Raw genomic sequence first — 11908 nt, forward strand, 5'->3', positions numbered from 1 at the left:
TCATGGCTGTCGCCGAGCAAGAAGGGCTGATATCAGCGCCGCAACAGAAAGAATCCGCCGGCTGGGCGCTGGCCAGCCTGTCGCTCGCCACGCTTTTGTCGTCGCTCGGAACCAGCATTGCCAGTGTCGGGCTGCCGTCGCTGATGCAAACGTTCGGGGCCTCGTTCCAGGCCGTGCAATGGGTGGTCCTGGCCTATCTCCTTGCCATCACCACGCTGATCGTCAGCGCCGGACGGCTGGCCGACATGGTCGGGCGCCGACCGTTGCTGCTTGGCGGCATCGCACTGTTCACGGCGGCGTCCGTGCTCTGCGGCCTGGCGCCGACACTGTGGCTGCTGATCGCCGCGCGAGCCGTGCAAGGGCTGGGGGCGGCGCTGATGATGGCGCTGACCCTGGCCTTTGTCGCCGAAACGGTGAGCAAGGACCGGACCGGCAGCGCCATGGGCCTGCTCGGCGCCATGTCGGCGATCGGAACGACACTCGGCCCTTCGCTCGGCGGATTGCTGATCGCCGGCCTCGGCTGGCGGGCGATCTTCCTGGTCAATGTCCCGCTGGGCCTCCTGACCTTCGCGCTCGCCTGGCGTGCCCTGCCCGCTCGCAGCAATGGAACGCAAGCTGCTGGAGGCAAGTTCGACGCGACAGGCACGGCGCTGCTCGCCCTGACCCTGGGCGCCTATGCGATGGCGATGACGCTTGGCCGGGGCAGTTTCGGCGCGCTCAACATCGGCCTGCTGACCGCGGCCGGCATCGGCGTCATCCTGTTTGCCGTTGCGCAGGCGAGAGTGAAAACACCGCTGGTCCAACTCGCCAACTTCCGCGACCTCCAGCTCGGCGCCAGCCTGGTCATGAGCCTGATCGTCGCCACGGTGATGATGGCGACCCTGGTGGTAGCCCCGTTCTATCTGTCGCGCGGTCTCGGGCTGGATGCCGCGATGGTCGGCCTGGTGCTTTCCACCGGGCCGCTGGTCTCGACCCTGTCGGCGCTGCTGGCGGGACGTCTTGCCGATCGCTTTGGAGCTCACAGGATGATGGTCGCCGGCCTGCTCAGCCTCGCCATGGGCACCTTCCTGCTGTCACTCGCGATGACGAAGCTCGGCATTGCCAGCTATGTCGTTCCCATCACCGTCGCCTGCTTCGGCTACGCCCTGTTCCAGACATCCAACAATGCAGCCGTCATGGGCGGTGTCGGAGCCGGCGAACGCGGCGTCGTATCAGGCCTGCTCAACCTGTCGCGCAACCTCGGCCTGATCACAGGCGCATCCTTGATGGGGGCGATATTCGCGGTCGCGTCGGGGCAAGACGCTGCGGACACGGCCATTCTGTCGCCGGCCGCGGCCGCGCAGGGAATGCAGACCACTTTCGGAGCGGCAACCGGCATGGTGCTAGCTGCGCTGGTCCTGGCAGTTCTTTCGGCCCGTTTTGCCAGCCGGATACCTAGCACGTTGGCCTCACAATAGTGGTGGTTTCCGGGAGCCGGAGCGGAGCGTACTGAAGTACGTGACCACAGTTCTACTGCGACGCAGTAGAACGGGGAAGCGCCGGAGGCCAGCGTTTGCAGGCCGGCCTCACCTGAATATGGATATCAGGCCCCTGCCCGTTTGCGGCGCTCGTAGAGCAAGACCAATGTTTCAGCGGTCAGCGCCGGCTTTTCCTCGCCTTCGATCTCGACCGTGTTGGCGGCCTTCATCAGATACTGGCCGGGCCCCCTGTCTTCCATGGACAGCAGCACCGTACGCAACCTGATGCGCGCGCCGACCTTGACCGGCGCCAGGAAGCGCACCTTGTCGAAGCCGTAGTTGAACGCAGCCTGCGTATTCTCCGGCACGATCCCCATGCCGAGCGCCAGCGCGCCGATGATCGACAGCGTCAGGTAGCCATGCGCGATCGTGGTGCGAAACGGGCTTTGCCGCCGCGCCCGTTCCGGATCGACGTGGATCCATTGATGGTCGCCGGTGCATTCGGCGAACTGGTCGATACGGTCCTGGTCGACAGTGGTCCATTCCGAGACGCCGAGTTCCTGCCCGGACATCATCCTTAACTGCTCGTAGGTCGGCGGCGTTTTAGGCCGTATTTCTGTCATTCCTGCTTTCCCGATCGCTTTCAGCGCCTCCGGACCACGAACTGACGGCCTCTGTCAATTCGCCCTGCGTGAATCCGTTCCGCCGAACTCCAGCGGAATCGTGCCATGCCTCGCGATTCCTTGCGATTCAATGGCAGGGTCGAATTCCTGCCTGGTGCTTGTCCCCTGGCTTGGATGCAACTGCGCGCAAGGTCGCGGAACTGCGAACCGGCTTGCCCGGATGAAGGCGAAGCGACAGGCCTCAGGAGCCTATTTCTGCCCATAACCGGCGCGGATTTCCTCCATCGCCTCCTTGATGCGCGCGCGCAGGATATCGATCGATTCGGTGCCGGATTTCCGGGCCAATTCAGCCACTTCCCCAGCATTTTTCAGCGCGGCCTCGAAGGATTTCTTGGCGAACTCCGTCTGCTTGGCCATGATTTCCTGCGGATTGCCCGGCGCCCGGTAACCCTGCGCCATGTCGGCAACCTCACGCAGCGTGTCCTGCAACATCTCGCGTTGCCTCGACAACAGCGAGGTCGCGCCCGCGGCGCCGGCTCGCGCCGATTTCTCCAGGGCTTCGAGGTTCTTGCGATGATGGGCAAGGATCGCCTCGACATCGACATTGGGCACCTTCAGGTCGCGGCCGAACCTGCCGAACATATCCATGAAGGAATCGGATTCCGGTTGTTTGGCCATGATGTCTTCTCCCCTGTGCCGCGGATGCGGGTGCCTCGTCGGGAGCATAGCACTCGGCTGCCGCGTGTCCATTTCGAACACGGGCATGGCGACCGATGCGCATCAATTGACCGGGAGCAGCAGCTCGATCGTGTAGAGCGCGATACCCGCCAGCCCGCCGATGATCATGCCGTTGAAGCGGATGTATTGCAGGTCCCTGCCGATGTTCATCTCGATCAGCCGCGTCAGTTGCGCAAGGTCCCAGCGCTTGACCTGGTCGGCGATGAATTTCGACACGCCGCTCTTCTGGCTCTCGACGAAGGAGGCGAGCGCCACGACGAACCCCTGGTTCATGTCGGCCCGGATCTGCGCGTCGCCGGCGAGATGGCGCCCGACCTCGACGAACATGTTGGCGAGATGCGCGCGGATCATCGAATTCGGCGCCTTGGCGTCCTGCTCGATGAACAGGCTGAGGCTTGCCCACATGTCGCCGGCCAATCCCTTGACCTCCGGCCGGGCCAGAAAATCCCGCTTCATCTGCTCGGCGCGTTTGGCGTATTGCTTCGATGTTCTGAGTTTTTCGATGAAGCCTTGGGCGAAACGGTCGAATTCGGCGCGCATCGGATGGTCGGGATCGGCCCGCACCTCGTCGAGCAGGGAGCCCGCCGAGGCGACGATCTTCTTCAGGAGATAAGCGTCGGCCCGGAACAGGTTGAACAGCGACGGCAGCTCCTCGCGGATTTTTTCGCGCATCGTCGCCAACGCCTGTTCGTCATTGAGGAACCGCCCGATCACCTTGGTGAATTCGTCGAACAGTTTCTGGTGGCGGCGGTCGTCGGTGAGCGCAGACAAGAGTTCGGCGGCGAGCGGCGCCAGCGGCACCTTTTCGATCTGCTCGATCATGCGGCTGGTGATGAAGCCACGCAGGCCGGATTGTTCGACCGCGGCGAGCGTCTGCGGCACCAGCCGCACAACGAAGTGCGACAGCCCGGCTGCGCGTTCGCCGTCGGCCAGCCAGTCGGCGACCAGCGCCGAAAAATCGACCTCGGCAAGCTTTTCACGCACCGGTTCCGGGGCGAGGAAGTTCACCTCGATGAAGCGGCCGAGATTGTCGGCGATACGGTGCTGGTTCTCGGGAATGATGGCTGTATGCGGGATCGGCAACCCGAGCGGCCGCTTGAACAGCGCCACCACCGCGTACCAGTCAGCCAGACCGCCGATGGTCGCCGCCTCGGCAAAGGCCGCGACGAATCCCAGCCACGGATAGGAGTGTTCGAACGATTTGGCCAACGCGAACACCAGCACGCAAAGCGCCAGCGCGGCCGTGGCGACGAACTTCGTCCGCCGCAAAGCGGAGAGCTTGGCGGCAGCGTCGGCATCGAAACGGACCGGCGCCAGGGACGAAGCCGATTGTGCCATGGATGAACTGCTCCTCATCGAACTCGCGGGGCGATCCCGAGCCTATCTAGTGTTGCGGCCGCCGAAATGCCCGTGACAGCCACATCGCACCGCGTTTTGCCCGGCTCCGCACATAAAGTTGACGAGAATATTCATCTATAAGGCCCGGCTAGTCTGGAATTATTCCAAGGTATAGGCCATATTCGGCCGAGGCCAGCGCGGCGAATCCCAAAGCCGCGCCGGCAGAGTTCTGGAATCTGGCGTGGTTGCACCGCACCAGCGCTGAGTGAGGACGAAATGCGGCTTACACGCCAGACCAATTATGCCATGCGCATCCTGATGTATTGTGCCGCCAACAACGACCGGCTGAGCCGCATTCCGGAGATCGCAGCCGCCTATTCGGTGTCGGAACTGTTCCTGTTCAAGATCCTGCAGCCGCTGGTCGAGCACGGCCTTGTCGAGACCGTGCGTGGCCGCAATGGCGGCGTCAGGCTTGGCCGTGCTGCCGAAGCGATCAGCCTGTTCGACGTCGTGCGGGTGACGGAAGAGAGCTTCGCTATGGCCGAATGCTTCGAGAACGATGCCGCCGAATGCCCGCTGGTCGACAGCTGCGCCCTGAATTCGGCGCTGCGTGAAGCGCTGAACGCGTTCTTCGCGGTGCTGGAGCGCTACACGATCGCCGATATGGTGGCGGCGCGCCCGAATGTCCGCAGCCTGCTCGGCATCGATATGCTTGAGCGCCGCGCCCCGGCCGCCTGACCTGGCCAGGCCGGCCTTACCTGAATATCAACTGACCGAGGATTGCGGCAGCACGAACGGCATGTTGCCGGTCGGCAGCACACCGACCCGGAGCCGGCAGTCGAAAACCTTCTCGATCAGATCATCGCTCAGCACATCCCGTGGCGAACCGGTCGCGGCCAGCCGGCCGCGATGCATGACGAAGATGCGGTCGGCATACATGGCCGTCAGATTGAGGTCGTGCAGGATAGCGACCACGCCGCCGCCCCTTCTGGCGAAATCGCGGGCGATGTTCATGATGATCAGCTGGTGCTTGATGTCGAGGCTGGAAACCGGCTCATCGAGAAACAGATAGCGCGGTCTGCCGTCGAGCACCGGCGCCCAGACCTGGCACAGCACACGTGCAAGCTGGACGCGCTGCTGCTCGCCGCCCGAAAGCTCCTGGTAGAAACGCCCGGCAAAGCCGTCGAGATCGACACGCGCCAGCGCCCGCTCCGACAGCCGCGCATCCTCGCCCGGCAAGGCACCCGAGCGGCCAACGACAAGGCCAAGCTTGACCACCTCGCGCACGGTGAACGGAAACGACAGCGTCGTCGCCTGCGGCAGCACCGCCCGCTGGACGGCGATCTCGACCGGCTTCATGGCCGAGAGATCGCAGCCGTTGAGAACGACGCGTCCGGTAAAGGCAAGTTCGCCCGACAGGGCCTTGAGGAAGGTCGTCTTGCCCGACCCATTGGGACCGACGATCGCCGCCACCTCACCTGGCCGTGCATCGAAATCGACACCGCCGACGATGCGCTTGCCGGCGATATCAACCGAAACATCCCTCGCATCGATCATAAAAACCTCACAATCCCAACCCTCATCACCCAAGCCTCACAAATCAATCACGCCGCGCTTGCGCAGCAGGATCCACAGGAAGAACGGTGCACCGGCTATCGCGGTGACGATGCCGATCGGTAATTCGGCCGGCGCCACGATGGTGCGGGCGACAGCGTCGGCGAGCAGCAGCAGCGAGGCGCCGAGCAGCGCCGAAGCCGGCAGCAGGTAACGATTGTCCGGGCCGATCAGCAGGCGCAGCAGATGCGGCACCACGATGCCGACGAAGCCGATGCCGCCGCTGACGGCGACCGATGCGCCGACCGCCGCCGAAACGCCGACGATGGCCGTGTACTTCAACCGCTGCACCGGAATGCCTAGATGGCCGGCGGTCGCCTCGCCCAGCGCCAGTGCGTTGAGGCCGCGCGCCAGGAACGGCATCGCCGCCAATGCCAGCACGATGATCGGCCCGACCGAAGCGATCTTGCCCCAGGTCGCGCCGCCGAGCGATCCGAGCGACCAAAAGGTCAGGTCGCGCAGCTGGCGGTCGTCAGCCGTGAAGATCAGGATGCCGGTCAGCGCCATGGCAAGGGCTGCCAGCGCGATGCCGGCCAAAAGCATGGTGGCGACCGAGGTTTGCCCGCGCCGGGTGGCAACCTGATAAAGCACCAGCGTCGTGGCAAGGCCGCCGAAGAACGCCGCCAGCGGCAACGCAAGCGTGCCGAGCAAGGCCGTCACTGGAGCTAACATTGTCCCACCGAGCACGATGATGGCCACCGCGCCGAGACTGGAGCCGGCCGAAACGCCGATCAGGCCGGGGTCGGCCAGCGGATTGCGGAACAGGCCCTGCATGACTGCGCCGGACACCGCGAGTGCCGCACCAACCAGCATGCCGAGAATGACGCGCGGCAGGCGGATGTCGTAGACGATCAGGCTGTCGCGCGCGCTCAGCGTCGCATCGCCTGGAACGGCTCCAGTCAGCCAGTCCCCGATGACGTTGACGGCCGATGCGTCCGACGCGCCCGATGTCAGCGACAGGAACACGGCAGCCGCGAGCCCCACGCACAACAGCAGGATGACGATGCGGGCGCGACCCGAGCGGTCGCCTTCGGATGCATTCGCCATCACCTTTACCGGGCCGGCGATCGACTGATCGACCATGATGCTCAGTCCGTGACCTGCGCGCCGTAGAACGAGACGGCGAGATCGTGGATGGCATCCGCCGTGCGCGGCCCGAAGCCGAGCAGATAGCCGCCATCGATGCGGATCAGCTTGCGCGCGGCACCCGCCGGCGTCGAGGCGATCGACGGATTGCCGAACAATTCGTCGTCCGACACCGGCGGCCCGGCATTGCTCATCATCAGGATCACGTCCGGCCCGGCGGTGATGATCGCTTCGTCGGACAGTTGCTTGTAGCCGGAGAAGCCTTCGATGGCATTGACCCCGCCCGCCAGCCTGACCATGCCGTCGGCCGCGGTGTCGCTGCCGGCCGCCAGGATCTTGCCGCCCTGTACGGACAGCACGAACAGGACGCGCTTGCGCTCCTTGATCGAGGCCGTCCGCCTTTCGGCGGCCGTGAGCTTGGCATCGAGCTCCTTGGCCAGCACCTCGGCCTTGGCGTCGACGCCGAGTGCCTTGCCGACAATGCGGACCTTCTCGAGAATGCCTTCGTGGCTATAGTGCTCGGGCACTTCGATGAACGGAATGCTGGTCTTCTTCAGCACATCGACGGCTTCCCTGGGGCCGCTGCCCTGCACCGCCAGGATGCCTGTCGGATTGACCGACAGCACGCCCTCGGGCGAGAGCGCGCGCATATAGCCGACATCGGGCAGGTCGAGCGCGGCCTTTGGATAATTGCTGGTGGAATCGCGGGCCACCAGACGTTTCTCCTCGCCGAGCGCATAGACGATTTCGGTGATCGAACCGCCTATCGCAGCGACCTTCGACGGGTCGGAGAAGACCGCGACGCCTTCGGCGGCGCCGGCCGGCTGCAGCGTGGCAAAAGCAAGGGATAGGCCGATCATCGGCGCAAGGATTGATCCGCGTACTGCCGGCAGGCTCAGGGCCGGCATGTTGAGGAAAGAACGCATCACTTGTCCTCAGGCTGCCGTAGGGTTTGGGATGCGCGGCAGGTTCTCGGCCAGGAACCGCCAGTCGTCGCGCTCGCTTTCGCCTTCGTGTCGCTTGCCGAAGAACTGGATGATCATGCTGCCGTCGGCGGCGTAGACCTCGAGCGATGTGACATGGCCATCCTTGGTCGGCTTGCGCACCGCCCAGACCTCATGAATGTGGTCGGTCCGCAGGTGCAGGTGGAAGGTCTCGTCCAGCACGTTGATCCACGGCCCCATCGGCTTGATCGACTTGACTGGCCCGGAATGTATCTGGATGCAGCCGCGGTTTCCGACAAAGCACATGATCGGCATCTCGCCTTGGGCGGCGTGATGGAACATGGCCTGGACCGCGTCATTGTCGAGCAGCCAGGCATAATCCTGGCCGACCATGCGCACCGCCTGGCGGCGGCTGAGCTTCAGCGTCCTCAGCATGCCGAAGAACTGGTGCACGTCCGTCAGCCGGCTCCAGCGGTCGCGCAGATCGTCGAGACTGGCGGTGGCCGCCGAAGCCTCGCTTTCTTCGGAGATTGGTCCTGAAATGTCGATCGTCGGCTCCTGGTTCGATGATTCCAGGGAGGCGACCAGCTTCTGGTAGGCGTAGAGGCTGGAGCCCGGCCGCAAATGCACCTTGTGCACCGCCTCGCCCGCCGCGTCGAAGAACTGCAGGCTGCGGCGGATCTCTTCGCCATCGCGCTTTTCGACGGCAAAGCCGTGCGCCCAGACTTTCGGAAAGATGCGCAGATCGATATTCTCGCCGAGCACCATCGCATTGTGGTTGCCGGTGACGACCTTGTCGTAGACGCCGATCTTTTCATGCACGGCGCTTCCGTTGCGGGTCAACGCCATCACCTCCCCGACGGCCTCGAGGCCGGTCAGAAGGTCGTTGACGCGCGGCTCGACGCGGACGACGCCGTCGCCACAATGGGCAGCGACCAACTCGGCCTCCGAAATGCCGAGTTGGGCAGCCAGGTCGCGCTCGCGCGTTTTCGGATTTTCCGTCCGTGCCCGCCGGATTTCATGCGGGGCGGGTTTTACGCGCTGGTCCATGTCTTACCCCTATTGCCTTGCCTTACTTGTTGAGAATGAGCTTGCCCTGGCGGGTGATCTTCAGCCTGTAGAGAGCACCATGGTGCTCGATGCCGATCTCGTGCTCGCCCTGGAAAAGGGTGTTGCTGGACAGGGTCCGCACCGCCAGCGGAACCCGGTCGAAACGGACTGCGGTGTCATCGGAACGGCGGACGCGATGGCGAAAATCGTTGGGATTGTGCGTGTTCATCTGGGTCGATCCCTTTCCTGTGCCGGGCATCTGGCTGGGCGTTGCATAATTGCCGATTCATTTCTTGACTCGAATAATCATGTTTACTAGTCAGTGCAATACCGGAGCAAACGAGTCAAGATTTAAGACGCCGGACACGATCAAAAATGCCAGCCAGCCCCGGGCGAGCCAGCATCGAACCTGGAATTTGGAGTTGGGGCATGGGGTTGATGAATTGGGAACGGCGCGGACGGTCGGCGGCGAACGGTGCGGCGGCCTTGCTGACAAGCGTGGCGGCGATCGCCTTGTCGGCGCAACTTGCCAACGCCCAGCAGGCAACGCAGCTGACGGATGAGGCGAAAAAGACCGATCAGGAAAAAGCGGCGCCTGCGGGCGCGACGCTGCTCGACAAGGTGCTGGTCATCAGCCGCACCGGTGAAACGGCAATCGAATCGCTGGCCTCGGCCAGCCATGTCGACCAGGAGCAACTCGACCGTCGTATGGCGACGACGCCGAACGAGATGCTGCTCGGTGTTCCCGGTGTTGCGACACAGGCCGACGCCAGGCGCGTCAGCACCAGCATCAACATACGCGGCCTGCAGGATTTCGGCCGCGTCGCGATCATCGTCGATGGCGCGCGGCAGGATTTCCAGCGTTCGGACCACGGCACCCAGTCGACCTTCTACATCGACCCGGAGCTCGTCAAATCCGTCGACGTGATCCGTGGCCCTGTCGCCAACACCTACGGCTCGGGCGCCATCGGCGGCGTCGTCTTCTTCGACACCAAGGACGCCGTGGACTTCCTCAAGCCGGAGGAAACATGGGGCGCTTCGGTAACCGGACGCTATGAGAGCAATGGCAAGGGCTGGACCACCAGCGCCTCCGGCGCCTACCGTTTCAACGAGAACTGGGATGCGCTCGGCAATATCGTCTACCGCAACTACGACAACTACAAGGATGGCGGCGGCGATACCGTCAACGGCACCGGCTTCGACGTGCTGAGCGGCCTGCTCAAGACCACCATCCGTCCGACCGACAACAGTGAACTAAAGCTCGGCTGGGTCGGCTCCAGCGACGGTTGGAACGAAACCAGCGGCGGCGTGCCGGTCAACGATGTCGACCTGAAGTCGGACACCTTCACGGCCCGCTACAACATCACGGATGAGGACAAGAGCTGGCTCGATCTCCACATCAACACCTCCTACAACAAGACCAATCTCGATCTGACCAGCCTCGTTGCGCAAAACCGCTTCGATCCGGTCACCGGCCTGCCCGTGGTTCTCCCGGCAGGATCGCAGTCGACATTTGACGTCGGCACGACCGGCATCGACATCTGGAATACGTCCCGGTTCGAAACGGGCGGTGTCGCTCATGAGCTGACCTATGGCGGCGACTGGGTCGGCGACGACGTCAAGACCGGCGGCGCTGCCGGCGGCGACAGCTTCTATACGCCTTCGGGCAAGCGCAACGTGTCCGGCGCCTATGTCCAGGACAAGCTCACCTGGGAGTGGCTCGAGGTGATCGGCGGCCTGCGCTACGACAGCTACAGCCTGAAGGACGATACCCACGACATTTCCGGCGACAGGGTATCGCCGCGCATCACCGTCGGTATCTCGCCGTTCGAGTCCGCCGGGCTTGCAGGCCTTCAGTTCTATGGCACCTATGCGGAAGGCTATCGCTCGCCATCGATCACGGAGACGCTGATCAGCGGCAATCATCCGGCCGGCGTCAGCTTTCCTTTCCTGCCTAACCCCAATCTGCGGCCCGAGACAGGCAAGACCACCGAATTCGGCGTCAACTACAAGCAGAACGACATCCTTGAGGCCGGCGACGCGTTCCGTCTCAAGGCGGCCTATTTCAACAACGACGTCGACGACTATATCGATGGCGTGACGCTATCGCCGTTCGACCCCACCAGCGGCTGCCCGTTTGGGCCGGGCATCCCGATCTGCTTCCAGTACCAGAATTTTGCCAAGGCGAAGATCAACGGCTTCGAACTGGAAAGCGTGTACGACGCGGCATGGGGTTATGCAGGTCTCTCTGCCTCGATCACCAACGGCCATACCATATCGTATGAAGGCGACCGGGCGGACCTCGCCACCATCCCCTCCTCGCAGGTCACGGCGCAGCTCGGACTGCGCTTCCTTGAGGACAAGCTGACCGTCGGTGGCGAAGTGCAATACAATGGCAAGCCGAAGGGCAATGCGGTGGCCGAGGACTATACGCTGGTCAATGCCTTCGCCAGCTACCAGGCCACCGACAATCTCAAAGTCGATTTCCGAGCCGACAATCTGTTCGATGTCAAATACGTCAACCCGTTGAACGGCAGCACGACAGTCGCCGTTTACGAGCCCGGCGTAATGTTGAAGCTGGCGGCAACCATGCGCTTTGGAGACTGATGACCATGACGAGCTTGACGACATCCCTTCGTCTGCTGACCTCGATGCTGGCGGTGTCGCTTGCGATGGTTCCGGCGTGGGCTGAGGAGCCCGCGCCGGTCCCCGCGCTCACCCTCGAACTCAATGCCGCGCAACCTTCCGACAAGGGCTGCCGGCTGACCTTCCTTGTCAACAACAGTCTCGGCGCCGACCTCTCCAAGGCGGCGTTCGAGATCGCGCTGTTCAACGAGGCCGATGTCGTCGACCGGCTGACCGTGCTCGACTTCAAGGACCTGCCGGCCGGCAAGACCAAGGTGACGCGTTTCGATCTCGCCGGCACCGACTGCGCCAAGATCAGCCGCGTGCTGATCAACAGCGCCACCGAATGCACCGGCAACGGTGTCGAACCGAATGCCTGCATGCGCAAGCTGAAGACAGGCACCAAGACCGGCATCGCGTTCGGCGTCTGAGA

The 11908-nt window shown here is 63.6% G+C and carries 12 protein-coding genes; 4 read left to right on the plus strand and 8 right to left on the minus strand.

Going from position 1 to position 11908, the window contains the following annotated elements:
* The first annotated feature begins 2 nt into the window (after positions 1–2).
* A complete protein-coding gene (locus X741_RS139730; protein ID WP_023780363.1) occupies positions 3–1457 on the plus strand; it encodes an MFS transporter in 1455 nt (484 codons plus the stop codon).
* 125 nt (positions 1458–1582) lie between these two features.
* On the opposite strand, the gene X741_RS139725 is transcribed toward X741_RS139730, so the two are convergent.
* The 3 genes from X741_RS139725 to X741_RS139715 all read right to left on the minus strand — a co-directional run bounded on the left by X741_RS139725 (position 1583) and on the right by X741_RS139715 (position 4156).
* Positions 1583–2080 carry a MaoC family dehydratase gene (locus tag X741_RS139725; RefSeq protein ID WP_013895050.1) on the minus strand — a complete coding sequence of 166 codons (498 nt, stop codon included), beginning with the start codon at positions 2078–2080 and terminating at the stop codon, positions 1583–1585.
* 249 nt (positions 2081–2329) lie between these two features.
* A complete protein-coding gene (locus tag X741_RS139720; protein ID WP_023780364.1) occupies positions 2330–2758 on the minus strand; it encodes a phasin family protein in 429 nt (142 codons plus the stop codon).
* Positions 2759–2860: 102 nt separating this feature from the next.
* On the minus strand, positions 2861–4156 hold the full coding sequence (locus X741_RS139715) for a DUF445 domain-containing protein (RefSeq protein WP_023780365.1): 1296 nt from the start codon (positions 4154–4156) through the stop codon (positions 2861–2863).
* Between the two features lie 276 nt (positions 4157–4432).
* On the opposite strand from X741_RS139715, the gene rirA reads away from it, so the two are divergent.
* Positions 4433–4894, plus strand: coding sequence for an iron-responsive transcriptional regulator RirA (gene rirA / locus X741_RS139710; protein ID WP_013895047.1), 462 nt, complete (start codon positions 4433–4435; stop codon positions 4892–4894).
* 27 nt (positions 4895–4921) lie between these two features.
* Here the strand turns inward: rirA and X741_RS139705 are convergent, their stop codons facing one another.
* Genes X741_RS139705 through hemP form a run of 5 tightly spaced genes read right to left on the minus strand, consistent with a single transcriptional unit; the run spans position 4922 to position 9079 of the window.
* Positions 4922–5713: a heme ABC transporter ATP-binding protein gene (locus X741_RS139705; protein WP_023780366.1), complete on the minus strand. Its 792-nt coding sequence runs from the start codon at positions 5711–5713 to the stop codon at positions 4922–4924.
* A gap of 36 nt (positions 5714–5749) precedes the next feature.
* Positions 5750–6853, minus strand: coding sequence for an iron ABC transporter permease (locus tag X741_RS139700; protein WP_023780367.1), 1104 nt, complete (start codon positions 6851–6853; stop codon positions 5750–5752).
* A 5-nt stretch (positions 6854–6858) separates the two neighbouring features.
* A complete protein-coding gene (locus X741_RS139695) occupies positions 6859–7782 on the minus strand; it encodes a hemin ABC transporter substrate-binding protein (RefSeq protein WP_023780368.1) in 924 nt (307 codons plus the stop codon).
* 9 nt (positions 7783–7791) lie between these two features.
* Complete coding sequence (locus X741_RS139690; protein ID WP_023780369.1) at positions 7792–8850, minus strand: hemin-degrading factor; 1059 nt, start codon at positions 8848–8850, stop codon at positions 7792–7794.
* Between the two features lie 22 nt (positions 8851–8872).
* A complete protein-coding gene (gene hemP, locus X741_RS139685; protein WP_023780370.1) occupies positions 8873–9079 on the minus strand; it encodes a hemin uptake protein HemP in 207 nt (68 codons plus the stop codon).
* 200 nt (positions 9080–9279) lie between these two features.
* On the opposite strand from hemP, the gene X741_RS139680 reads away from it, so the two are divergent.
* Entirely contained in the window at positions 9280–11457 is a 2178-nt protein-coding gene (locus tag X741_RS139680) for a TonB-dependent hemoglobin/transferrin/lactoferrin family receptor (protein ID WP_023780371.1), read from the plus strand.
* 5 nt (positions 11458–11462) lie between these two features.
* Positions 11463–11906: a hypothetical protein gene (locus X741_RS139675; RefSeq protein WP_023780372.1), complete on the plus strand. Its 444-nt coding sequence runs from the start codon at positions 11463–11465 to the stop codon at positions 11904–11906.
* Positions 11907–11908 lie beyond the last annotated feature (2 nt).

It is taken from the genome of Mesorhizobium sp. LNHC221B00, from assembly GCF_000502935.1.
Lineage (GTDB): Bacteria > Pseudomonadota > Alphaproteobacteria > Rhizobiales > Rhizobiaceae > Mesorhizobium > Mesorhizobium opportunistum.

What these genes read in the sequence shown, in the direction of transcription:
- rirA (WP_013895047.1), top strand. Translation starts at nt 4,433, where the DNA reads ATGCGGCTTACACGCCAGACCAATTATGCCATGCGCATCCTGATGTAT.
- X741_RS139715 (WP_023780365.1), bottom strand. Translation starts at nt 4,156, where the DNA reads ATGGCACAATCGGCTTCGTCCCTGGCGCCGGTCCGTTTCGATGCCGAC.
- X741_RS139675 (WP_023780372.1), top strand. Translation starts at nt 11,463, where the DNA reads ATGACGAGCTTGACGACATCCCTTCGTCTGCTGACCTCGATGCTGGCG.
- X741_RS139705 (WP_023780366.1), bottom strand. Translation starts at nt 5,713, where the DNA reads ATGATCGATGCGAGGGATGTTTCGGTTGATATCGCCGGCAAGCGCATC.
- X741_RS139695 (WP_023780368.1), bottom strand. Translation starts at nt 7,782, where the DNA reads ATGCGTTCTTTCCTCAACATGCCGGCCCTGAGCCTGCCGGCAGTACGC.
- X741_RS139730 (WP_023780363.1), top strand. Translation starts at nt 3, where the DNA reads ATGGCTGTCGCCGAGCAAGAAGGGCTGATATCAGCGCCGCAACAGAAA.
- X741_RS139690 (WP_023780369.1), bottom strand. Translation starts at nt 8,850, where the DNA reads ATGGACCAGCGCGTAAAACCCGCCCCGCATGAAATCCGGCGGGCACGG.
- X741_RS139725 (WP_013895050.1), bottom strand. Translation starts at nt 2,080, where the DNA reads ATGACAGAAATACGGCCTAAAACGCCGCCGACCTACGAGCAGTTAAGG.
- X741_RS139680 (WP_023780371.1), top strand. Translation starts at nt 9,280, where the DNA reads ATGGGGTTGATGAATTGGGAACGGCGCGGACGGTCGGCGGCGAACGGT.
- X741_RS139700 (WP_023780367.1), bottom strand. Translation starts at nt 6,853, where the DNA reads ATGGTCGATCAGTCGATCGCCGGCCCGGTAAAGGTGATGGCGAATGCA.
- X741_RS139720 (WP_023780364.1), bottom strand. Translation starts at nt 2,758, where the DNA reads ATGGCCAAACAACCGGAATCCGATTCCTTCATGGATATGTTCGGCAGG.
- hemP (WP_023780370.1), bottom strand. Translation starts at nt 9,079, where the DNA reads ATGAACACGCACAATCCCAACGATTTTCGCCATCGCGTCCGCCGTTCC.